This window comes from Vibrio misgurnus (genome assembly GCF_029635775.1).
Classification (GTDB): domain Bacteria; phylum Pseudomonadota; class Gammaproteobacteria; order Enterobacterales; family Vibrionaceae; genus Vibrio; species Vibrio chanodichtyis.
The window spans coordinates 203220-226891 of the sequence record NZ_CP113241.1 but is presented as its reverse complement, the minus strand read 5'-3'; the positions used below and the strand labels follow the sequence as shown (position 1 = coordinate 226891).

The 23672-nt window shown below is 47.9% G+C and carries 16 protein-coding genes, 7 tRNA genes and 3 rRNA genes; 3 read left to right on the top strand and 23 right to left on the bottom strand.

Annotation, left to right across the window (positions count from 1 at the left end; genetic code table 11):
• Positions 1 to 6: 6 nt before the first annotated feature.
• The 12 genes from rpoB to OOK74_RS01020 all read right to left on the bottom strand — a co-directional run bounded on the left by rpoB (position 7) and on the right by OOK74_RS01020 (position 9574).
• Positions 7 to 4032: a DNA-directed RNA polymerase subunit beta gene (rpoB, locus tag OOK74_RS01075; protein WP_274723606.1), complete on the bottom strand. Its 4026-nt coding sequence runs from the start codon at positions 4030 to 4032 to the stop codon at positions 7 to 9.
• A gap of 239 nt (positions 4033 to 4271) precedes the next feature.
• Positions 4272 to 4634 (bottom strand): 50S ribosomal protein L7/L12, encoded by a 363-nt coding sequence (gene rplL, locus OOK74_RS01070; RefSeq protein ID WP_274723607.1) that lies wholly within the window; start codon positions 4632 to 4634, stop codon positions 4272 to 4274.
• 66 nt (positions 4635 to 4700) lie between these two features.
• The gene (rplJ, locus tag OOK74_RS01065) at positions 4701 to 5189 is read right to left on the bottom strand and encodes a 50S ribosomal protein L10 (protein ID WP_274723608.1); all 489 of its coding nucleotides are present in this window, start codon (positions 5187 to 5189) and stop codon (positions 4701 to 4703) included.
• A gap of 270 nt (positions 5190 to 5459) precedes the next feature.
• The gene (rplA, locus tag OOK74_RS01060; protein WP_166013821.1) at positions 5460 to 6161 is read right to left on the bottom strand and encodes a 50S ribosomal protein L1; all 702 of its coding nucleotides are present in this window, start codon (positions 6159 to 6161) and stop codon (positions 5460 to 5462) included.
• Positions 6162 to 6165: 4 nt separating this feature from the next.
• Positions 6166 to 6594 carry a 50S ribosomal protein L11 gene (gene rplK, locus OOK74_RS01055; protein ID WP_166013822.1) on the bottom strand — a complete coding sequence of 143 codons (429 nt, stop codon included), beginning with the start codon at positions 6592 to 6594 and terminating at the stop codon, positions 6166 to 6168.
• Positions 6595 to 6724: 130 nt separating this feature from the next.
• On the bottom strand, positions 6725 to 7273 hold the full coding sequence (gene nusG, locus OOK74_RS01050) for a transcription termination/antitermination protein NusG (RefSeq protein ID WP_001287510.1): 549 nt from the start codon (positions 7271 to 7273) through the stop codon (positions 6725 to 6727).
• Between the two features lie 15 nt (positions 7274 to 7288).
• Positions 7289 to 7669, bottom strand: a complete 381-nt coding sequence (gene secE, locus OOK74_RS01045; protein WP_278182951.1) for a preprotein translocase subunit SecE — start codon at positions 7667 to 7669, stop codon at positions 7289 to 7291.
• A gap of 222 nt (positions 7670 to 7891) precedes the next feature.
• On the bottom strand, positions 7892 to 9076 hold the full coding sequence (gene tuf, locus OOK74_RS01040; protein ID WP_278182950.1) for an elongation factor Tu: 1185 nt from the start codon (positions 9074 to 9076) through the stop codon (positions 7892 to 7894).
• Positions 9077 to 9179: 103 nt separating this feature from the next.
• A tRNA-Thr gene (locus OOK74_RS01035) sits at positions 9180 to 9255 on the bottom strand.
• Between the two features lie 13 nt (positions 9256 to 9268).
• A tRNA-Gly gene (locus OOK74_RS01030) sits at positions 9269 to 9343 on the bottom strand.
• Positions 9344 to 9377: 34 nt separating this feature from the next.
• Positions 9378 to 9462 (bottom strand) — tRNA-Tyr (locus tag OOK74_RS01025).
• A 36-nt stretch (positions 9463 to 9498) separates the two neighbouring features.
• Positions 9499 to 9574: transfer RNA gene (locus tag OOK74_RS01020), tRNA-Thr, on the bottom strand.
• A gap of 209 nt (positions 9575 to 9783) precedes the next feature.
• Here OOK74_RS01020 and coaA point away from each other — a divergent pair.
• On the top strand, positions 9784 to 10707 hold the full coding sequence (gene coaA, locus OOK74_RS01015) for a type I pantothenate kinase (protein ID WP_278182949.1): 924 nt from the start codon (positions 9784 to 9786) through the stop codon (positions 10705 to 10707).
• Positions 10708 to 10771: 64 nt separating this feature from the next.
• Here the strand turns inward: coaA and birA are convergent, their stop codons facing one another.
• Positions 10772 to 11734, bottom strand: a complete 963-nt coding sequence (gene birA, locus OOK74_RS01010) for a bifunctional biotin--[acetyl-CoA-carboxylase] ligase/biotin operon repressor BirA (RefSeq protein ID WP_274723688.1) — start codon at positions 11732 to 11734, stop codon at positions 10772 to 10774.
• The gene (gene murB, locus OOK74_RS01005) at positions 11731 to 12804 is read right to left on the bottom strand and encodes a UDP-N-acetylmuramate dehydrogenase (RefSeq protein ID WP_278182948.1); all 1074 of its coding nucleotides are present in this window, start codon (positions 12802 to 12804) and stop codon (positions 11731 to 11733) included. The genes birA and murB overlap by 4 nt, the downstream gene beginning before the upstream one ends.
• Before the next feature lie 36 nt (positions 12805 to 12840).
• On the opposite strand from murB, the gene OOK74_RS01000 reads away from it, so the two are divergent.
• Together OOK74_RS01000 and pssA are read left to right on the top strand one after the other, a co-directional pair.
• Complete coding sequence (locus tag OOK74_RS01000) at positions 12841 to 13275, top strand: GNAT family N-acetyltransferase (RefSeq protein ID WP_278182947.1); 435 nt, start codon at positions 12841 to 12843, stop codon at positions 13273 to 13275.
• Positions 13276 to 13357: 82 nt separating this feature from the next.
• On the top strand, positions 13358 to 14698 hold the full coding sequence (pssA, locus tag OOK74_RS00995; protein WP_274723685.1) for a CDP-diacylglycerol--serine O-phosphatidyltransferase: 1341 nt from the start codon (positions 13358 to 13360) through the stop codon (positions 14696 to 14698).
• Positions 14699 to 14913: 215 nt separating this feature from the next.
• On the opposite strand, the gene OOK74_RS00990 is transcribed toward pssA, so the two are convergent.
• The 9 genes from OOK74_RS00990 to ubiD all read right to left on the bottom strand — a co-directional run bounded on the left by OOK74_RS00990 (position 14914) and on the right by ubiD (position 23637).
• A tRNA-Asp gene (locus tag OOK74_RS00990) sits at positions 14914 to 14990 on the bottom strand.
• 33 nt (positions 14991 to 15023) lie between these two features.
• A 5S ribosomal RNA gene (rrf, locus tag OOK74_RS00985) occupies positions 15024 to 15139 on the bottom strand.
• Between the two features lie 128 nt (positions 15140 to 15267).
• Positions 15268 to 18154, bottom strand: a 23S ribosomal RNA gene (locus OOK74_RS00980).
• Between the two features lie 284 nt (positions 18155 to 18438).
• Positions 18439 to 18514: transfer RNA gene (locus tag OOK74_RS00975), tRNA-Ala, on the bottom strand.
• Positions 18515 to 18522: 8 nt separating this feature from the next.
• A tRNA-Ile gene (locus OOK74_RS00970) sits at positions 18523 to 18599 on the bottom strand.
• Between the two features lie 62 nt (positions 18600 to 18661).
• A 16S ribosomal RNA gene (locus OOK74_RS00965) occupies positions 18662 to 20204 on the bottom strand.
• Together the 16S, 23S and 5S rRNA genes with 3 tRNA genes alongside form the textbook arrangement of a ribosomal RNA operon.
• A gap of 599 nt (positions 20205 to 20803) precedes the next feature.
• The gene (gene fre, locus OOK74_RS00960; RefSeq protein ID WP_278182946.1) at positions 20804 to 21514 is read right to left on the bottom strand and encodes an NAD(P)H-flavin reductase; all 711 of its coding nucleotides are present in this window, start codon (positions 21512 to 21514) and stop codon (positions 20804 to 20806) included.
• Positions 21515 to 21529: 15 nt separating this feature from the next.
• Positions 21530 to 21799 (bottom strand): 2Fe-2S iron-sulfur cluster-binding protein, encoded by a 270-nt coding sequence (locus OOK74_RS00955; protein ID WP_278182945.1) that lies wholly within the window; start codon positions 21797 to 21799, stop codon positions 21530 to 21532.
• Entirely contained in the window at positions 21796 to 23637 is a 1842-nt protein-coding gene (ubiD, locus tag OOK74_RS00950) for a 4-hydroxy-3-polyprenylbenzoate decarboxylase (RefSeq protein ID WP_277207872.1), read from the bottom strand. The genes OOK74_RS00955 and ubiD overlap by 4 nt, the downstream gene beginning before the upstream one ends.
• Between the last annotated feature and the right edge of the window lie 35 nt (positions 23638 to 23672).

The following is a 23672-nucleotide window of genomic DNA, read 5'->3' as shown; positions in this document are numbered from 1 at the left end:
GGTTTATTATTCGTCTTCTAGCTCGATGTTGATACCTAGCGAGCGGATCTCTTTCAACAGTACGTTGAATGATTCTGGCATACCAGGTTCCATCGCGTGATTGCCATCTACGATGTTCTTATACATCTTAGTACGGCCGTTCACGTCGTCCGATTTCACGGTCAACATCTCTTGCAGAGTATACGCAGCACCGTATGCTTCGAGTGCCCACACTTCCATCTCACCGAAGCGCTGACCACCGAACTGAGCTTTACCGCCCAGAGGTTGCTGAGTAACCAGACTGTAAGAGCCTGTAGAACGAGCGTGCATCTTATCGTCAACCAAGTGGTTCAGTTTGAGCATGTACATGTAACCAACGGTAACTGGACGCTCAAACGCATCACCCGTACGGCCATCAAACAGAGTCAACTGACCAGAAGCTGGCAGATCCGCCAGTTCCAACATCGCCTTGATCGACGCTTCAGGAGCACCATCGAATACTGGAGTGGCAACTGGTAGACCTGCACGCAGGTTTTGGGCCAGTGTACGCACATCTTCATCGCTCAGTGTCGCAATATCCACGCGTTGACGAGTATCGCCCAGATCATACACCTTCTGCAGGAACTCACGCAGCTTAGCCAGCTCTTGTTGTTCCTTGATCATTTGGTTGATCTTGTCACCGATACCTTTCGCCGCCAGACCTAAGTGAACTTCTAGGATCTGACCGATGTTCATCCGCGATGGTACGCCCAGTGGGTTGAGTACGATGTCAACCGGCTGACCGTTTTCATCGTATGGCATGTCTTCAACAGGGTTGATCTTCGAGATAACACCCTTGTTACCGTGACGACCCGCCATCTTATCACCCGGCTGGATGCGACGTTTCACTGCGAGGTAAACTTTAACAATCTTCAGTACGCCAGGAGCCAGATCATCACCTTGGGTGATCTTACGACGCTTAGTTTCAAACTTCTTATCGAAGTCTGCTTTCAATTCGTCGTACTGTTCTGCCAGTTGCTCTAGTTGGTTTTGCAGCTCTTCATTTTCAAGTGTCTGCTCTAACCATTTCTTACGTTCGATTGAACCCAGTTTCGCTTCGGTGTAACCACCCGCCAACAGCACTGAACGCACACGCGCCAGCAGACCACCTTCCAGAATTTGGAACTCTTCTGTCAGATCTTTCTTGGCTTCTTTCAGCTGCATCTGTTCGATTTCAAGCGCACGTTTGTCTTTTTCTACGCCATCGCGAGTAAAGACTTGTACGTCGATAACCGTACCCGCTACTGAGTTTGGTACCCGCAGAGAAGTATCTTTTACATCAGACGCTTTCTCACCGAAGATCGCACGCAGCAGTTTCTCTTCTGGAGTCAGTTGTGTTTCACCTTTTGGTGTCACTTTACCAACCAGAATATCGCCGCCTTTCACTTCAGCACCAATGTACACGATGCCTGATTCGTCGAGTTTAGACAGTGCAGCTTCACCCACATTCGGGATATCAGCCGTGATCTCTTCTGAACCGAGCTTAGTATCACGCGCCACACAAGACAGCTCTTGAATGTGGATCGTGGTAAAGCGGTCATCTTGTACTACACGCTCAGAGACTAAGATTGAGTCTTCGAAGTTGTAACCATTCCAAGGCATAAATGCGATACGCATGTTTTGGCCAAGAGCCAATTCGCCAAGGTCAGTCGAAGGACCATCTGCCAGTACATCGCCGCGCGCCACAGGTTCACCCGGCATCACGCATGGACGCTGGTTGATACAAGTGTTTTGGTTCGAACGCGTGTACTTAGTCAGATTGTAGATATCGATACCCGCTTCACCGGAGATCAACTCTTCTTCGTTCACTTTCACTACGATGCGTGAAGCGTCAACCGACTGGATAATACCGCCACGTTTGGCAACTGCGGTTACACCAGAGTCAACCGCTACGTTACGCTCAATACCGGTACCAACCAGTGGTTTCTCGGAACGCAGAGTTGGCACCGCCTGACGTTGCATGTTCGCACCCATCAAGGCACGGTTAGCATCGTCGTGTTCTAGGAACGGGATCAGCGATGCTGCGATCGATACGACTTGGTTGGTCGCAACGTCCATGTAGTCAACGTGTTCACGAGGGTGAAGACCTGACTCGCCTTTTTGACGTGCAGTAACCAGCTCATCAGCAAAACCGCCTTCTTCCGCGAGCTTAGCGTTCGCCTGAGCGATAACGAATTGACCTTCTTCAATCGCAGAAAGGTAATCCACTTCGTCAGTCACGATACCATTCACCACACGGCGGTAAGGTGTTTCTAGGAAACCATACTCATTACAACGAGCAAACGCTGACAGTGAGTTAATCAAACCGATGTTTGGACCTTCCGGAGTTTCGATAGGACAGAGACGACCGTAGTGCGTTACGTGTACGTCACGAACTTCGAAGCCAGCACGCTCACGAGTCAGACCGCCAGGGCCCAAAGCAGAAATACGACGCTTATGCGTCACTTCTGACAACGGGTTGTTTTGGTCCATAAACTGAGATAGCTGAGAAGAACCAAAGAATTCTTTTACAGCAGCAGAAATCGGTTTCGCATTGATCAGATCTTGTGGCATCACATTGTCAAGATCACCTAAGCTTAGGCGTTCTTTCACAGCGCGTTCAACACGTACCAGACCCACACGGAATTGGTTTTCTGCCATTTCGCCAACACTACGGATACGACGGTTGCCAAGGTGGTCGATATCGTCCACTTCGCCTTTACCGTTACGGATCGAGATCAGTTTCTTCATCACTTCGATGATGTCGATCTCATCCAGCGTACCTTGCTCACCGGCATCATCACGACCGATAGAGCTGTTGAACTTCATACGGCCAACAGTTGATAAATCGTAACGTTCAGCAGAGAAGAATAGACTATCAAATAGTCCTTCAGCGGCTTCTTTAGTTGGCGGCTCGCCAGGGCGCATCATGCGGTAGATTTCTACCAGAGCAGAGATGCGATCTGTGGTGCCATCAACGCGCAGGGTTTCTGACATGAACGGACCGTGGTCCAGATCATTGGTAAACAGAACCTCTAGCTTCTTGTAGCCGGCTTGAGACAGATTCGCCAATGCTTCCAGGCTGATTTCCTGGTTAGCGGCAATGATCAGTTCGCCTGTTGCTTCGTTTACGTAATCTTTCGCAGACACTTTGCCTACGATGTACTCAACCGGAACTTCAATGAAGTTCACGCCATCTTTTTCAAGTTGACGGATGTGACGTGCAGTCACACGACGGCCTTTCTCTACGTAAACTTTACCATCCGCTTCGATATCGAATGTTGCTGTTTCACCACGTAGACGCTCTGGAACCAACTCCATCATTAGAGTTTGATCTTTCACTTCGAAATTCACTTTTTCGAAGAAGATGTCCAGAATTTCAGCGCCAGTTTTACCTAGTGCACGCAAAATGATTGAAGCAGGTAGCTTACGACGACGGTCAATACGTACGTACAGGTTGTCTTTTGGATCGAACTCAAAATCAAGCCATGAACCACGGTACGGAATGATCCGTGCGTTATACAGAACTTTACCTGAAGAGTGGGTCTTACCCTTATCGCTGTCGAAGAACACGCCTGGGCTTCGGTGCAGCTGGGATACGATAACCCGCTCGGTACCATTAATTACGAAGGTACCATTATCTGTCATGAGCGGAATTTCACCCATGTAGACTTCTTGTTCTTTAATATCTTTGACAGTACCTGCTGGCGCGTCTTTATCAAAGATCACTAGGCGCAGTTTTACGCGTAGCGGTTTTGAATAAGTTACACCACGGATTTGACATTCTTTAACGTCAAAAACTGGCTCACCAAGACGGTAGCTAACGTATTGCAGCTCTGAATTGCCGTTATAGCTCTGAATTGGAAATACAGAACGGAAAGCGGCTTCAAGACCGTATTGTCCTTCAGGATCCTGTTCGATGAACTTTTCGAACGAATCGAGCTGGATCGATAGCAGGTATGGAATGTCCAACACTTGTGGACGAGTACCAAAGTCCTTACGGATGCGCTTTTTCTCGGTATAAGAGTAAACCATGGGGTTCCTCAGCTCGCTGATAAGTGACCCAAACTGTCCGCCTTTCAGGTTAAAAAGGGGTAGGACAGTGACTAATCGCTGTTTACTGTAGTGAGAGTTCAATGCATGGAATGAACTCATTTGCATGAATATGGAACGCTTAAACAGCGGGAAAATTCGCCCATACCCTACAGCGCAAAAAGGCCGGTGGTCATTAAACCACCAGCCATTAGCCTTGCGGCTAAGAAATTAAGTAGGAATTACTTAACTTCAACAGTTGCACCAGCTTCTTCAAGCTCTTTCTTCAGTGCTTCTGCTTCGTCTTTAGATACCGCTTCTTTAACAGCAGCTGGAGCGCCATCTACTAGAGCTTTAGCTTCTTTCAGACCTAGACCAGTTGCGCCACGTACTGCTTTGATAACAGCAACTTTGTTCGCGCCTGCAGCAGCCAGAATTACGTTGAATTCAGTTTGCTCTTCAACAGCAGCAGCTGCTGGACCAGATACAACTGCAGCAGCAGCAGTAACACCGAACTTCTCTTCCATAGCAGAGATCAGTTCAACAACTTGCATTACAGACATTTCTGCAATAGCGTCTAGGATTTGCTCGTTAGTAATAGACATAACAATTCTCTTTTAAGTCAACAATAAGTTTATTTAGCAACCAGTAGAAGGCAAAAGCGGTTAGGCTTATGCAGCTTCTTTTTGATCGCGGACAGCAGCGATAGTACGAACCAGCTTGCCAGCAGAAGCTTCTTTCATGCACATCATCAGGCGTGCAATTGCTTCGTCGTAAGTTGGTAGTGTCGCTAATACTTCAGGGTCAGTCAGTGCGCCTTCATATGCAGCTGCTTTGATCTCGAATGCTTTGTTCTCTTTTGCGAATTCTTTAAAAAGACGCGCTGCAGCACCTGGGTGCTCATTAGAGAAACCGATCAAAGTAGGACCTACGAATACGTCTTTTAGACATTCGTAAGCTGTGCCTTCTACTGCGCGACGTGCTAGTGTGTTACGAACAACTTTCAGGTAAACGCCCGCTTCACGAGCTTGTTTACGCAGATTAGTCATCGCAGCAACTTGAACACCACGAGAGTCAGCAACAACTGCAGAAAGTGCACCACTGGCCGCTTCGTTGACTTCAGCAACAATTGCTTTTTTGTCTTGAAGATTTAAAGCCATCTTGGATTAACTCCTGGTTGTCGTTACACCGCTCACTATTATCAGCAACAGTGAGAGTTTTTTTGGTGCAGTCCCAGAAGAAAGGTAACTTAAAAAGTAAATCTTTCTGTCAGTTCGGGCACCATCTACGTAGGTTTTATTAAGTTATCCGAAGATAACGCCTACGGTCTTGGACGGAGACTGAGTGATTACCACAAGGGTAAAGGTTCAGCCCCAACCACAAATATTAGGCGCAAAATTATACACAAATTTTGCGCCTAAGCAAATGCATTAAACTTGTGCGCTCAGAGTATTCTGATCGACAGCAACGCCAGCACCCATAGTTGTAGAGATGCTTACCTTCTTCACGAAAACGCCTTTCGCAGAAGATGGTTTTGCTTTTTTCAGAGCAACCAACAGAGCTTCTAAGTTCTCTTTCAGTTGTTCTGCTTCGAACGTTACCTTACCAATTGTAGTATGGATGATACCGTTCTTGTCGTTACGGTAACGAACCTGACCTGCTTTAGCATTCTTAACTGCTTCAGCAACGTTAGGAGTTACAGTACCAACTTTCGGGTTTGGCATCAAACCACGTGGGCCTAGGATAGTACCTAGTTGACCAACTACGCGCATTGCATCTGGAGAAGCAATAACTACGTCGAAGTTCATTTCGCCTTTTTTCACTTGGTCAGCCAGATCTTCCATACCAACCAGTTCCGCACCTGCAGCTTTAGCTGCTTCAGCGTTAGCACCTTGAGTGAATACCGCTACGCGGATGTCACGGCCAGTACCGTGTGGCAGCACAGTTGCGCCACGAACGTTTTGGTCAGATTTACGAGCGTCGATACCTAGGTTAACAGCAACGTCAACTGATTCAACGAATTTCGCTGTTGCCAGCTCTTTCAGCAGTGCAACTGCTTCGTTGATGTCGTACTCTTTAGTTACATCCACTTTTGCGCGGATAGTACGCATACGCTTAGTTAGTTTCGCCATTGTATTAACCCTCTACCACTAGGCCCATTGAACGAGCAGTTCCTGCGATAGAACGCTTCATCGCTTCGATATCAGCACCAGTCATATCAGCAGCTTTAGTTTCTGCGATTTCTTGGATTTGAGCGTCAGTGATTGTGCCCACTTTAGCAGTGTTAGGACGCGCTGAACCAGACTTGATGCCAGCCGCTTTCTTCAGAAGAACTGCTGCTGGTGGAGTCTTAGTTTCGAACGTGAAAGAACGGTCACTGTACACAGTAATAACAACTGGTGTTGGTAGACCTTTCTCCATAGATTCTGTACGTGCGTTGAACGCTTTACAGAATTCCATGATGTTAACACCGCGTTGACCTAGAGCAGGACCAACTGGTGGACTTGGGTTTGCCATGCCAGCTGCAACTTGCAGCTTCACATAAGCTTCAACTTTCTTAGCCATGATATTTCCTAGATTATGGGTGCAAACGCTAACCGATTGGTCAGCTCCCCGAGTTTCATAAAGAACCTATAAAAAGGCGCGAAATTATAGTCATAATCCACGCCTCAAACAAGTCTAAATCGATGCTTTTTTAATCAAGCTTTTCAACTTGACCAAATTCGAGTTCAACCGGTGTTGCACGACCAAAGATCGATACCGATACTTTCAAGCGGCTCTTCTCGTAATCCACTTCTTCAACGGTACCGTTGAAGTCAGCAAATGGACCATCATTAACACGTACCACTTCACCAGCTTCGAACATCGTTTTCGGACGCGGCGCTTCGCTGGCTTTTTCAAGACGGTTTAGGATCGCATCCGCTTCCTTATCGGTGATCGGTGCTGGACGATCTGATGTACCACCAATGAATCCCATAACACGAGGTACGCTACGCACCAAGTGCCAAGATTCATCATTCATGATCATCTGTACGAGCACATAACCTGGGAAGAATTTACGCTCGCTTTTGCGGCGTTGGCCTGCGCGCATTTCAACCACTTCTTCTGTTGGTACTAATACTTCACCAAACAACTCTTCCATACCGTGCATTTTGATATGTTCACGAAGTGACTGAGCAACACGTCCTTCAAATCCAGAGAAGGCTTGAACTACATACCAGCGTTTTTTCGGAGCTTCACTCATGTATTAAACCCTCTACTATACTCCGGTCACAAAGGCGACGAGACGAACCATAATGCCGTCAATACCCCAAAGTGCCAGAGCCATTACAATACTTACTGCTAAAACGATCAACGTGGTTTGCATAGTTTCTTGGCGCGTAGGCCAAACTACTTTGCGAACTTCCATGCGAGACTCGCGAGCAAACACGATCGCTTGTTTGCCTTTTGTTGTTGTCGCAGCCACACCGAGTGCAGCGGCAATCAACACAATTACACCTGCGGCACGAGCGACCACAGAAAGTTCACCATACAGGTAATTACCCACAACAGCGGCAACCAGCAGAATAAAAGTGATTACCCACTTCAGAGTATCTGCTGCATTTGAGCTATCAGGAGCTTCAGCGTTGTTTGCTTTCATAAACCAACCTGTCACAAATCTGACTTCTAGACGACAACAACCCCGCTGTTGCAGGGCAAATCCATTCGGTCAACGCAATGCGCTGATTCCATACTTAAGTGTGACGAAAAACGCCTCACTCCAAAACTTTGACTGCATCTGATCAAGAAATCGACACATTATTGTGCAGCGCAGAAAAAGGGCATCAAATGATGCCCTTTTTAATAGTGCTTAGTCAAATAATTAAGCGATGATCTTCGCTACAACACCAGCACCTACTGTACGACCGCCTTCACGGATCGCAAAGCGTAGACCTTCGTCCATCGCGATTGGTGCAATCAGGTCAACTACCATTTGGATGTTGTCGCCTGGCATTACCATTTCTACGCCTTCTGGTAGCTCGATGCTGCCTGTTACGTCAGTTGTACGGAAGTAGAACTGTGGACGGTAACCTTTGAAGAATGGAGTATGACGGCCACCTTCATCTTTTGACAGTACGTATACTTCTGACTCGAACTTAGTGTGTGGAGTGATTGAACCTGGTTTCGCCAGTACTTGTCCACGCTCTACGTCATCACGCTTAGTACCACGTAGCAGGGCACCAACGTTCTCACCTGCACGACCTTCGTCAAGCAGCTTACGGAACATTTCTACACCAGTACAGGTAGTCGTTACTGTATCTTTGATACCTACGATCGCAACTTCGTCACCCACTTTCAGGATGCCGCGCTCGATACGACCAGTTACTACAGTACCACGGCCTTGGATTGAGAATACGTCTTCGATTGGCATCAGGAATGCCATGTCTACTGCACGCTCTGGCTCTGGAATGTATGAATCCAGTGCTTCTGCTAGCTCAACAATCTTCGCTTCCCACTGCTCTTCACCATTTAGCGCGCCCAGTGCTGAACCTTGGATTACTGGCAGGTCATCACCTGGGAAATCGTACTCAGAAAGCAGCTCACGTACTTCCATTTCAACCAGCTCTAGTAGCTCTTCGTCATCAACCATGTCACATTTGTTCATGAATACGATGATGTAAGGGATACCTACTTGACGACCCAGCAGGATGTGCTCACGAGTTTGTGGCATTGGACCATCTGTCGCAGCTACTACTAGGATACCGCCGTCCATCTGTGCAGCACCAGTGATCATGTTCTTAACATAATCCGCGTGTCCTGGACAGTCTACGTGTGCGTAGTGACGGTTTGGTGTATCGTACTCTACGTGAGAAGTATTGATAGTAATACCACGCTCACGCTCTTCTGGTGCGTTGTCGATTGACGCGAAGTCACGCGCTTTACCGCCGTATACTTTTGCAAGTACAGTACAGATAGCTGCAGTTAGAGTTGTTTTACCGTGGTCAACGTGGCCGATAGTACCAACGTTTACGTGCGGTTTCGTACGTTCAAATTTTTCTTTAGACATGAGTTGTCCCTCTAGGTACGGATGTAGGTGGCATTGATATGACCACGCAACCAAAAAATATCGGTAGTAAAGTATATATCAAAAGGAAATTTTTGCTTAGATCTGGTGCTGATAGGCAGAATCGAACTGCCGACCTCATCCTTACCAAGGATGCGCTCTACCATCTGAGCTATATCAGCACTCTAAAATGAGTGGAGCGGGCAGCGGGAATCGAACCCGCATCATCAGCTTGGAAGGCTGAGGTAATAGCCATTATACGATGCCCGCACACGTAGCTCTGAGCGCTATTTCCTTAAAAATATGGTGGAGGGGGACGGATTCGAACCATCGAAGGCGGAGCCGGCAGATTTACAGTCTGCTCCCTTTGGCCACTCGGGAACCCCTCCAAATTTTTTGACCATTTTCATTGCTAATGGAGAAAATGGTGCCGACTACCGGAATCGAACTGGTGACCTACTGATTACAAGTCAGTTGCTCTACCTACTGAGCTAAGTCGGCATAAGTGGTGCGCATTCTAGTGAATGATCTTAGACCTTGCAAGCCCTATATTTAAAAAAATGCTTTTTTCAAAGGATTTTGTTTTTCCGTTGTTTTTTTGCTCAAATTGCCATTCAATCGCGAATTCACGTATCATTCTATTTTGCTTTCGTTTGACCTTACTGTATTTTCGCTTTCTTTATCATTGACCACATGATTGAACTGATATTATGACTCCTTACTTAACCTTTGATCGTCAACACTGGGCTGAACTTCGTAATTCAGTCCCTATGACTTTATCTGAAAGCGATCTTAAGGAATTGCAAGGGATCAATGATCATTTGACCATGACTGAAGCTGTCGAGATCTACCTGCCTCTTGCTCGCTTACTCAATTTGTACATTGAAGCTCGGCAAAGCCGCAATGGTGTATTACAGCAATTTCTAGGCAGTGCGGGCTCTGCACCACCGTTTGTGATTGGGATTGCCGGTAGTGTTGCGGTGGGTAAAAGCACGACGGCTCGCTTATTGAAGGCATTGCTATCACGCTGGGAAAATCATCCTAAAGTTGAACTGATCACCACCGATGGCTTTCTGTACCCAAATCAAATCCTAACTGAACGCGGGATCATGCATAAAAAGGGTTTTCCCGAATCTTATGATATTCGCCGTTTAGTTGAATTTGTCTCTGCGGTTAAAGCGGGTCAACCGCATGTGGTTGCTCCAGTTTATTCACACCTGACCTATGATATTACTGATGAGGTCAATGTCGTTGATCGCCCAGATGTGCTGATTATCGAAGGGCTAAATGTTCTGCAAAGCGGGATGGACTATCCACACGATCCACATCGTGTCTTTATTTCTGATTTTCTTGATTTCTCAATTTATGTCGATGCAGAGAGCCAACTGATCGAAAAGTGGTATATCGAGCGTTTTATGAAATTTCGTAATAGCGCTTTTAGAAAGCCAGGTTCGTACTTCAGCCATTATACCGCGCTATCAGAGCAGCAAGCCGAGCAAAAAGCACGTTCAATTTGGGAGACGATTAACGGCAAAAATTTGATCGAAAATATACTGCCCACCAAAGGTCGCGCTCAATTAATTCTCCGTAAAGGGCTAAACCATAGCGTGGGTGAAGTGTTATTGCGCAAATAATCCGTTAGGCGTGCCTTTCGAGTGATCAGGATACCTACTCTCACTGGCAAACCTATTACGTTGATTAATCATTTTTACGCAGTGATATTTCTCCGCCAATAAAGCTTTTCAAGCCCTCTGGAGTCTCTAATAACACGCCTCCGTGCGCATCGATTCCGCGCTCAATACCTAAAATTTCATTGGATCCAATAAGCAATTTCACCGGACGACCAATAAAATTATCCCAACGATTCCAACGCTCGACAAAATTGTGCATGCCAGACACTTCATATTGACGCAAGGTACGATCTAACGCATTAATAAGATTAATCGCTAAGACATTTCGATCTATGCTCTCCCACCCGGTGACTTCGGCTAGGCTGATCCACGGTTGATCAATATTGTCTTGCTTATCCGGCATTGCCAGATTAATCCCCATTCCAATCACTAAATGGGCGGCGGCGCCTGCTTGCCCAGACATTTCGACTAATATTCCGGCCAGCTTTTTATCGTGGTAGTAAAGATCGTTCGGCCATTTAAGTTTTACGCCATTGACCCCCATCGCTTCTAACGCTTCGACGATCGCCACGCCAACCACCAAGCTCAGTCCCATTGCGGCGGCCATACCAGCATCTAAACGCCAATACATGGAAAGGTAGAGATTCGCCCCAAACGGCGAAACCCAGTGTCGACCACGTCGACCTCGGCCACAGGCTTGATATTCGGCCAAGCAAACCGTTCCCGATGCCAGCGTGTTGACATGATCAAGCAAATATTGGTTGGTCGAATCAATAATCGGATGCAGCTCTACCGGATTGGTGACTTGGGATTGCAGCACTGCTTGATCCAATAATCGCATCGGCTGGGCAAGCTGGTAACCCTTGCCTTGCACCCGAAACACATCGACCCCCCACGTGCGGATCCCTTGCAGATGTTTACTGATTGCTGCGCGTGAGATCCCAAGCTGAGCGCCTAACACCTCTCCCGAATGAAACTCACCATCCGCTAACTGATTAAGAATAGACAGCTTGACACTATGCTCTTTCATGATTGCTCACTCATCCATTGCTCAAGATTGGTTTCTTGCTGTGCGCCAATAAAACGAACTTCATGTTCAAGTTCAATTCCGTAGCAATCCAGCACGCGTTGTTTCACATAAGCCGCCAACTGTAATACATCTGCCGCTGTTGCCGATCCAGTATTCACAATCACCAACGCCTGCTTAGGGTGAACCTTAGCGCCTCCGATTTGCCAACCTTTCAACCCTGCTTGATCAATTAGCCATCCCGCAGCAATTTTGACGCCCTGATCAGTAGGATAAGCCACTACACCGGGGTACTGCGCTTGTAAATCAGCAAACGCCGACACACTGATCAGCGGATTTTTGAAAAAGCTGCCGGCATTACCCATGACCGCAGGATCGGGCAATTTTTCAATCCGTGTAGCACAAACCCGCTGATAGACATCATAAGCTGTTGCAGTCTGAGGAAGATCTTTGAGCGGACCATAATTGATGATCGGTTGCCAAGCTTTTGCTAACTTCAAACCAACTGCCACCACCACCGCTTTTTGATACAGTTGATGTTTAAAAATCGAGTCACGATAACCAAACTGGCATTGATCAACCATCAAGCGCTTGATTGAACCACTCTCTAGACATAAGTAGTCCACATAATGGCAAACATCCTTAAATTCGAGTCCATAAGCACCGATATTTTGGATCGGTGCCGAGCCGGCACAACCTGGAATTAACGCCAAATTCTCCAACCCAGCAATGCCCTGATCAACACACCAAGCCACCAGTTCAGACCAATCTTCGCCGCCAGCAATATGCAATAAGTGATGTTGTTCATCTTGTCGATGCTCTATTCCACGTAGCCGATTAAGTACCACCATGCCGGAATAGGCACAAGTAAACAGCATGTTACTGCCTTTGCCTAACATCAACTTAGGCACATTCGCCCATTGCTCAGAGCAGTACAGCATTTGTAAATCATCAATCGATTCAGCCACGGCTAATTGAGCCGTAAATTGTTCAATACCAAAAGTGTGATAGGGTTTGAGATTCGCGCCGAGTTGAATTTGCATGGTCGTCTTAGGATAACTTAAACTGGCCACATTCTACCCCAGATCACCAATAAGCACGAAAGACCAATGTTAGAGTTTCAGCAATTTGATCCGATCAAACTTCCACTAATCAAACGTTTTTATAAAATGTATTACCCTGCAACGAAACCTAAGCGTAATGAGTCGATCATTGTCGGACTGGATAAAACAGAAATCATCGCTGTGGTACGTTTTCGTACCGTGGGATCATCTCGGTTACTGACCGGAATGGCGGTAAAAACGGAGCAACGCCAACAAACAATTGGCCAACAACTGCTGCGTTATTGCCAAACCAAATGGCTTGATCAGACAACATTTTGCTTCGCTTACTCCCATTTAGTCGATTTTTATCAGCACGGTGGTTTCACACCAGTGGAGCCAGCCGCTTTACCAACGGAACTGGAAACGCTTTATCAGCGTTACTTGCAATCCGGCAAGGATCTCATTCCGATGCAATATCAAGCCAAGTTATGTCAAGAATAGTCGCCATTTCTAGCCTTTTCTTAACCAGTTTTGGTAATATCCACTGCTCGCAATTTTGCACACAACAAGGTAATGCATCCCAATGATTGCTCGAAGAAACCCTCTCGAACAACTACCAGCGATTGCGCAGGAGCCAGACAAATTTGGCATACTGCTCTCCGCTGCGGAATTTCGAACTCATTTGGTCGAATCGATTCGTCAGGCGCGCAAACGTATCTACCTGGTTGCCCTTTATTTAGAAAATGATGATGCAGGTCGTGAAATTCTCAGCGAACTTTACGCGGCCAAACAACGTAACCCAGGACTTGATATTCAGTTGTGTGTTGACTGGCATCGCGCGCAAAGAGGCTTAATCGGAGCTGCGACCTCTGAAGGTAATGCCGCGATGTATCGCGAATTTGCCCAACAATATGAGCATCGTATTCCCGTTTATGGGATCCCGGTAAGGGGACGCGAAGTTTTTGGCGTATTACATCTTAAAGGCTTCATCATTGACGATCAGGTGATTTACAGCGGAGCTAGTCTCAATAACGTTTATCTTGCTTATCATGACCGTTATCGTTTCGATCGCTACCATACTCTTGAAAACACGGCGCTTGCTAACAGCATGGTTGAATTTGTCCGACAAGAGATACTTGCTCACCCGGCAGTCAATAATCTTGCTTGTGACCATAAGCCAACCACTAAAGAAATTAAATCGGATATCCGCCAGTTCCGCGCCTCGCTTACCCAAGCAAATTACCAGTTTGAACAACAAAAAATTACTCAACAACAGGTTGCGGTTACACCATTAGTCGGGCTTGGACGCCGTAGAAATCGACTCAATCAAACCATCATCCAACTTTTAGCATCCGCTAAGGAAGAAGTGTTCATCTGTACACCATACTTCAATTTTCCACCGAGCATTGCTAAGGAAGTGAAAAAAGCGTTACGCCGTGGGGTCACAGTGCATATTGTGATCGGTGATAAGACAGCGAATGATTTCTATATCGCGCCAGAAGAGCCGTTCAAAACGATTGGCGGTCTACCTTATTTATACGAGTTGAACCTACGTCGTTTTGCTAAAGTCAATGAAGCGCATATCGCTAGCCGTAAGCTCTCCATTCATCTCTGGAAACACGAGCATCATAGCTTCCATCTCAAAGGCGTTTGGATCGATAAGCGTCACATGCTGATCACTGGCAATAACCTCAATCCTCGTGCTTGGAAGTTAGACCTGGAAAATGCGCTTTTGATCCGTGATGAGCACCATCTGCTGACAGATAAGTTTACCGCCGAAATCGACAATATCCTGCACCATACTCAGTTTATCTGTACTTATAAGCAAATTGAAAAACTCGAACAGTATCCAGAAAAAGTGCAGCGTTTAGTGCGTAGAATTATGCGCTTAAAAGCGGATAGATTGCTTAAACAGATACTCTAGCCAGCTCCGGATTAAACCATCCCACCACCAAACCGATGCCTTGTGCATCGGTTTTTTATTACTCGGATGAAAGGGGCACGCATGATGGTCACTGACGGAGGGTAACTCAAGAGATAAAATGAGGAGATAAAACAGGATAAACCAATATATCGCTGACCAAAGAGTAAATAGCCAATAGCAAAAAAACCAGTCCGAAGACTGGGTTTCATAATAAGTGGCGGAGCGGACGGGACTCGAACCCGCGACCCCCGGCGTGACAGGCCGGTATTCTAACCAACTGAACTACCGCTCCGCTGTCTGGTTAGCGCTTGGTGCTAAATTAAAAGCCTGGCGATGTTCTACTCTCACATGGGGAAACCCCACACTACCATCGACGCTGTTTCGTTTCACTTCTGAGTTCGGAATGGAGTCAGGTGGGTCCAAAACGCTATGGTCGCCAAGCAAAATTCTGTTTTTGATTTCACTTTTTCTTAAAAAGTGAAAACCAACAATTCTGGAAAGCTGTCTTCATTCTCACACACATTCTTATGCGCTTAACTTTGAGTCCATCAAAACCCCTTGGGTGTTGTATGGTTAAGCCTCACGGGCAATTAGTACAGGTTAGCTCAACGCCTCACAACGCTTACACACCCTGCCTATCAACGTTCTAGTCTCGAACAACCCTTTAGGACGGTTAAACCGTCAGGGAAGACTCATCTCAGGGCTCGCTTCCCGCTTAGATGCTTTCAGCGGTTATCAATTCCGAACTTAGCTACCGGGCAATGCGTCTGGCGACACAACCCGAACACCAGAGGTTCGTCCACTCCGGTCCTCTCGTACTAGGAGCAGCCCCCTTCAATCTTCCAACGCCCACGGCAGATAGGGACCGAACTGTCTCACGACGTTCTAAACCCAGCTCGCGTACCACTTTAAATGGCGAACAGCCATACCCTTGGGACCGACTTCAGCCCCAGGATGTGATGAGCCGACATCGAGGTGCCAAACACCGCCGTCGATATGAACTCTTGGGCGGTATCAGCCTGTTATCCCCGGAGTACCTTTTATCCGTTGAGCGATGGCCCTTCCATTCAGAACCACCGGATCACTATGACCTGCTTTCGCACCTGCTCGAACCGTCATTCTCGCAGTTAAGCGGGCTTATGCCATTGCACTAACCTCACGATGTCCAACCGTGATTAGCCCACCTTCGTGCTCCTCCGTTACTCTTTGGGAGGAGACCGCCCCAGTCAAACTACCCACCAGGCACTGTCCTCAACCCCGATTAGGGGCCTAAGTTAGAACATCAAACATACAAGGGTGGTATTTCAAGGACGGCTCCACGACAACTAGCGTCATCGATTCATAGCCTCCCACCTATCCTACACATGTAGGTTCAATGTTCAGTGCCAAGCTGTAGTAAAGGTTCACGGGGTCTTTCCGTCTAGCCGCGGGTACACTGCATCTTCACAGCGATTTCAATTTCACTGAGTCTCGGGTGGAGACAGCGTGGCCATCATTACGCCATTCGTGCAGGTCGGAACTTACCCGACAAGGAATTTCGCTACCTTAGGACCGTTATAGTTACGGCCGCCGTTTACCGGGGCTTCGATCAAGAGCTTCGCTTGCGCTAACCCCATCAATTAACCTTCCGGCACCGGGCAGGCGTCACACCGTATACGTCATCTTGCGATTTTGCACAGTGCTGTGTTTTTAATAAACAGTTGCAGCCACCTGGTATCTGCGACTCTCGTCAGCTCCATCCGCGAGGGACTTCACCATCAAGAGCGTACCTTCTCCCGAAGTTACGGTACCATTTTGCCTAGTTCCTTCACCCGAGTTCTCTCAAGCGCCTTGGTATTCTCTACCCGACCACCTGTGTCGGTTTGGGGTACGATTTCTGACTATCTGAAGCTTAGAGGCTTTTCCTGGAAGCAGGGCATCAATGACTTCACTGCCGTAGCAGCTCGACGTCGTGTCTCAGCCTAACAGAGAGCCGGATTTGCCTAACTCTCTAGCCTACGCACTTGAACCAGGACAACCGTCGCCTGGCCCACCTAGCCTTCTCCGTCCCCCCATCGCAATAGTCAAAAGTACGGGAATATTAACCCGTTTCCCATCGATTACGCCTTTCGGCCTCACCTTAGGGGTCGACTCACCCTGCCCCGATTAACGTTGGACAGGAACCCTTGGTCTTCCGGCGAGGAGGTTTTTCACCCCCTTTGTCGTTACTCATGTCAGCATTCGCACTTCTGATACCTCCAGCAAACCTTACAGTTCACCTTCAACGGCTTACAGAACGCTCCCCTACCCAATATCTAAAAGATATTGCCGCAGCTTCGGTGTATTGCTTAGCCCCGTTACATCTTCCGCGCAGGCCGACTCGACTAGTGAGCTATTACGCTTTCTTTAAATGATGGCTGCTTCTAAGCCAACATCCTAGCTGTCTGAGCCTTCCCACATCGTTTCCCACTTAGCAATACTTTGGGACCTTAGCTGGCGGTCTGGGTTGTTTCCCTCTCCACGACGGACGTTAGCACCCGCCGTGTGTCTCCCGGATAGTACTTACTGGTATTCGGAGTTTGCAAAGGGTTGGTAAGTCGGGATGACCCCCTAGCCTTAACAGTGCTCTACCCCCAGTAGTATTCGTCCGAGGCGCTACCTAAATAGCTTTCGGGGAGAACCAGCTATCTCCGAGTTTGATTGGCCTTTCACCCCTAGCCACAAGTCATCCGCTAATTTTTCAACATTAGTCGGTTCGGTCCTCCAGTTGATGTTACTCAACCTTCAACCTGCCCATGGCTAGATCACCCGGTTTCGGGTCTATATCCAGAGACTGAACGCCCAGTTAAGACTCGGTTTCCCTACGGCTCCCCTATTCGGTTAACCTTGCCACTGAATATAAGTCGCTGACCCATTATACAAAAGGTACGCAGTCACACCACGAAGGTGCTCCTACTGCTTGTACGTACACGGTTTCAGGTTCTATTTCACTCCCCTCACAGGGGTTCTTTTCGCCTTTCCCTCACGGTACTGGTTCACTATCGGTCAGTCAGGAGTATTTAGCCTTGGAGGATGGTCCCCCCATATTCAGACAGGATATCACGTGTCCCGCCCTACTCGATTTCACGCTCGATGAAGCGTCGGTTACGGGGCTATCACCCTGTTTCGCCAAGCTTTCCAGCTTGTTCACCTACTTCAACGAGTGCTTAAGGGCTAATCCAGGTTCGCTCGCCGCTACTACCGGAATCTCGGTTGATTTCTTCTCCTCGGGGTACTTAGATGTTTCAGTTCCCCCGGTTTGCCTCACTAGACTATGTATTCATCTAGTGATAACTGCTTATGCAGCTGGGTTTCCCCATTCGGAAATCGCAGACTCAAACGGCTCTTACTGCCTCATCTGCGCTTATCGCAAGTTAGTACGTCCTTCATCGCCTCTGACTGCCCAGGCATCCACCGTGTACGCTTAGTCACTTAACCATACAACCCGAAGGAGTTTCGGGTTGTTGTTTAAACAACCTAAGTTGTCTCGCGTTTAATTTTCATGAGTGCGAGACAGATTTTGCCGGACTCAAATTTGAACAAGACCTAAGTCTTATTCGATACCAAGCACACTTGAATGTGTTGTTGGTGTTTATCTTTCGATAAACATTGAGAACTTTACAAACAACAATAATTTGTTGTTTTGTCAGCTTTCCAAATTGTTAAAGAGCAAGATTCATGAAGAACCATTTTTAAAAGCACTCATCGAATGCGCTTAAAGATGGTGGAGTTATGCGGGATCGAACCGCAGACCTCCTGCGTGCAAGGCAGGCGCTCTCCCAGCTGAGCTATAACCCCATCGTTAGTGGTGGGTCTGAGTGGACTCGAACCACCGACCTTACGCTTATCAGGCGTACGCTCTAACCACCTGAGCTACAGACCCACTTCATGCTCAAATCTAAACCATATCAATCTGTGTGGACACTCATCACGATAACCATCGTGTAAGGAGGTGATCCAGCGCCAGGTTCCCCTAGCGCTACCTTGTTACGACTTCACCCCAGTCATGAACCACAAAGTGGCAAGCGTCCTCCCGAAGGTTAAACTACCTGCTTCTTTTGCAGCCCACTCCCATGGTGTGACGGGCGGTGTGTACAAGGCCCGGGAACGTATTCACCGCAACATTCTGATTTGCGATTACTAGCGATTCCGACTTCATGGAGTCGAGTTGCAGACTCCAATCCGGACTACGACGCACTTTCTGAGATTCGCTCCACCTCGCGGTATCGCTGCCCTCTGTATACGCCATTGTAGCACGTGTGTAGCCCTACTCGTAAGGGCCATGATGACTTGACGTCGTCCCCACCTTCCTCCGGTTTATCACCGGCAGTCTCCCTGGAGTTCCCACCATTACGTGCTGGCAAACAAGGATAAGGGTTGCGCTCGTTGCGGGACTTAACCCAACATTTCACAACACGAGCTGACGACAGCCATGCAGCACCTGTCTCTCAGTTCCCGAAGGCACAAGACTGTCTCCAGTCTCTTCTGAGGATGTCAAGAGTAGGTAAGGTTCTTCGCGTTGCATCGAATTAAACCACATGCTCCACCGCTTGTGCGGGCCCCCGTCAATTCATTTGAGTTTTAATCTTGCGACCGTACTCCCCAGGCGGTCTACTTAACGCGTTAGCTCCGAAAGCCACGGCTCAAGGCCACAACCTCCAAGTAGACATCGTTTACGGCGTGGACTACCAGGGTATCTAATCCTGTTTGCTCCCCACGCTTTCGCATCTGAGTGTCAGTATCTGTCCAGGGGGCCGCCTTCGCCACCGGTATTCCTTCAGATCTCTACGCATTTCACCGCTACACCTGAAATTCTACCCCCCTCTACAGTACTCTAGCTTGTCAGTTTCAAATGCAACTCCTAGGTTGAGCCCAGGGCTTTCACATCTGACTTAACAAACCACCTGCATGCGCTTTACGCCCAGTAATTCCGATTAACGCTCGCACCCTCCGTATTACCGCGGCTGCTGGCACGGAGTTAGCCGGTGCTTCTTCTGTCGCTAACGTCAAATCATAGTGCTATTCACACTACAACCTTCCTCACGACTGAAAGTACTTTACAACCCGAAGGCCTTCTTCATACACGCGGCATGGCTGCATCAGGCTTGCGCCCATTGTGCAATATTCCCCACTGCTGCCTCCCGTAGGAGTCTGGACCGTGTCTCAGTTCCAGTGTGGCTGATCATCCTCTCAGACCAGCTAGGGATCGTCGCCTTGGTGAGCCATTACCTCACCAACTAGCTAATCCCACCTGGGCATATCCTGACGCGAGAGGCCCGAAGGTCCCCCTCTTTGGCCCGTAGGCATCATGCGGTATTAGCCATCGTTTCCAATGGTTATCCCCCACATCAGGGCAATTTCCCAGGCATTACTCACCCGTCCGCCGCTCGCCACCCAAGGAACAAGTTCCTCTGTGCTGCCGCTCGACTTGCATGTGTTAGGCCTGCCGCCAGCGTTCAATCTGAGCCATGATCAAACTCTTCAATTAAAAGTTTTTTGAAGCTTTCGCTTCGGCTCAATGAATACTGACTTTAAATTACCTTAGTAATTCAAAGCTATTATCGTTCCAACAGAACGATAATGAATTGACTGTGCCAAGACTTGCGTCTCGTTTGGTCACTCAGTTCATTGATTAATCTTTTTGAGATTATCATCAACGAGTGCCCACACAGATTGATTGGTTTATATTGTTAAAGAGCGTTTTGCTTCGGCTTTCTTACCGAAGAGGCTGTGCATTCTAGCGAGATAATGGTCAGTGTCAAACACTTTTTTCATCTTTTTGCATCGAAGCGTTTTGCCTAGCTGACTGGCCCTGAAGCCTTGCAGCGTCTGCCGTGTCAGTGAGGGCGCATTATAGAGATCTGCTTCACACTGGCAAGTGTTTTTTGAGAAAAAATACAAAAATAACGCCCAAGCGCTTAACTTACGCGCAAAGGCTTATTTATCCCACTTTACTCATAGATTAAGCACACGTTATCCACAGATAAATTATTCTGTGGTTATTTAAACAACAATAAACAACAAAGAGCCTGACCTTTCCAGTAAGGCTCCTATCTCATTATCATTCCCTATACTTAGGCGCTGTATTTAAATAAAAGCGTAAGCATCGGCAAACATTCGATCACGTCGAGCTTGTTTGTTTTGAGTAAATTGTTCACGTGCCGCCGCAGCCATGTCGAAACGCCCGGCTATATAGATGTCAAAATCAGCCAAACTGACAAAATCACCATTCACTGCTTGCAGTACATTGCCGACTTTTCCTGTCCAGCCATCTTGCACTTGCTCGATCACAGGGACAACCTGCAAGTGAGAATATTGCTTGGCAAGCTCTTGCAACTCATTCAGTGCATAAAGCTGCGCCGCATCACGCGCCCCCCAATAAAGGTGGATCGGCTGAGTTTTACCTTGCATCAGACAAGCATCTAAAATGGATCGCACATAGCTAAAGCCAGTGCCCCCCGCAATCAACAGCAATGGGCGATCACTCTGTTGCAACCCTGCATTGCCATGTGGCATGTCAATTTTAATCGTCGTGTGATTGAGATATGCTTGCTGAAACGCCTCCACCACTTGGTGTGCAAAGGGACTGTGATCCGCGGCACCAATATGCAGCTCTAATTCCCCACTCGCCCGCGATGGGCTATTGGCAATCGAAAACGGTCGCTTATCGTTGTCATCCATTACCACCATTAAATACTGTCCCGCTTGATAAGCGATCGCCAACTCTGGCTGCAGTAAAACTTGGTAAGTATGGGTTGCGAGTGGTTGCACAGACTTGACTTGGCATTGAATTATCATTGAACTTCCTCTGGCTTACTCTTTAAAAGTCAGCACTAAATCAGTGGTCGCGTAAGCTTGACAGGCGAGCATCCAACCTGTGGCTTTTTCTTGTTCAGTCAGTAACGGTTCGAGTTGATACTCCACCTCACCGTCAACCAACTTACATAAGCAAGCCGTACAAATTCCAATTTGGCAGCGGTGAGGAAAGGCTATCTGCTGGTTGAGCGCAGCATCAAGCACCGTTTGATCCGGATGGATTGTAAATTGTTTTTCGCTAGGCAGTAAGCGGACGCTGTTCATCATTCGATCCCAAGCTTACTCCATAAATGATCAATTTTAGCGACCAACGCGGGATCTTTGCGGATCGGCTTGCCCCATTCGCGAGTCACCTCGCTCGGTAGCTTATTGGTAGCATCAAACCCGAGCAGATCTTGACTCGCGATCCGCAGACTATCACGCGCCGGATCCATGCGTGTCGTCATTGCCCAGATCACATCATTCCAGTCATCAATATCCACATCGTCATCACACAAAATCACAAACTTAAGCGGTGTATAAGCGCTTAATTTATCGCTCACGCGCTGCAGTACCTGCAACCCCTGACCGGCTTGTTGCTTATTGATTAACAATAGTGCGAGCTGACCTTGGCCAGCATCGGGTAACGCCACGTCCAAAATATCCGGTTCATCTGCTAGTAGACTTTTGATGAGGTCAACCGTCAGCGCTGCATGACCAGGGATTTCAGCGTTTGTCGCCAGCGCGAGCTCGGCATCCCATTTACGGGTCGCATCTAAGCCCATCTTCGAGCCTAAGCCTGCCACTGGTGAAGCAAAGTCCAGCGAATCAATCGGTGTATGCTCGATAAACAACGTATCGCGCTGCGGTGACATATTGCCCACCATCGCCTGCATCACTTGTGACCAATCGCGTGCATTCACTTGCTCATCACATACGATGACAAACTTGGTATACATAAACTGACGCAAAAACGACCACACTCCGAGCATGACTCGCTTAGCATGCCCGGGATACTGCTTCTTGAGTGTCACTATCGCCATGCGGTACGAGCAGCCTTCAGGAGGCAGATAGAAATCGGCAATTTCAGGAAATTGCTTTTGTAAGATAGGCACGAAGACTTCATTAAGCGCCACACCGAGCACCGCAGGCTCATCCGGCGGACGTCCGGTATAAGTACTGTGATAAATTGGCTGCTGACGCATGGTAATATGAGTGACAGTAAACACGTGATGGCGTTCCGCCTCATTATAGTAGCCGGTGTGATCGCCATACGGACCTTCAGCGGCAAATTCGTTAGGGTCGATATAACCTTCGAGCACGATTTCAGCGCTGGCTGGCACGTCGAGATCATTACTGATCGACTTAACCACTTCGGTACGGCTGCCTCGCAGCAGACCTGCAAAAGCGTATTCAGATAAACTATCCGGCACTGGTGTTACTGCCCCAAGAATCGTGGCAGGATCGGCACCAAACGCGACACTGACTGGAAAGCGTTCTCCGGGATGTTTCTCCATCCAGTCACGTAAGTCCAACGCCCCACCGCGATGCGCCAACCAACGCATGATCACTTTATTGCGCGCAATTTTTTGCTGGCGATAGATCCCCAGATTTTGGCGCTTTTTATGTGGGCCTCGAGTGATGGTCAAACCCCAGGTGAGTAGTGGCGCAACATCCTCTGGCCAACAACTCATCACCGGAATTTTATCAAGATTGACTTGATCTCCCTGCCATACAATTTCTTGGCAAGCGGCACGCCGTAGTCGTTTGACTGGCATATTCAACACTTGTTTGAAAATAGGCAGCTTTTCGATCAGCTCTTTTAGGCCACGTGGTGGCTCAGGCTCTTTAAGATAAGCCAACCACTGGCCCACATCGCGCAGCTCTTGCACCTGCTGTCGCCCCATGCCCATCGCGACTCGCTCTGGGGTGCCAAATAAATTGGTCAGCACAGGGAAATCGTAACCTAACGGATTTTCAAACAGCAACGCTGGCCCTTTGGCACGCAAGGTCCGATCACTGATCTCGGTCATTTCATAATGCGGATCAATCGGGTCGGTGATGCGTTTTAACTCTCCACGTTGCTCTAAATAGTCAAGAAAATCCCGTAAGTCCTTAAAATTCATAGGTCTGATACTCATTGACAGCGATATTCTCAGTA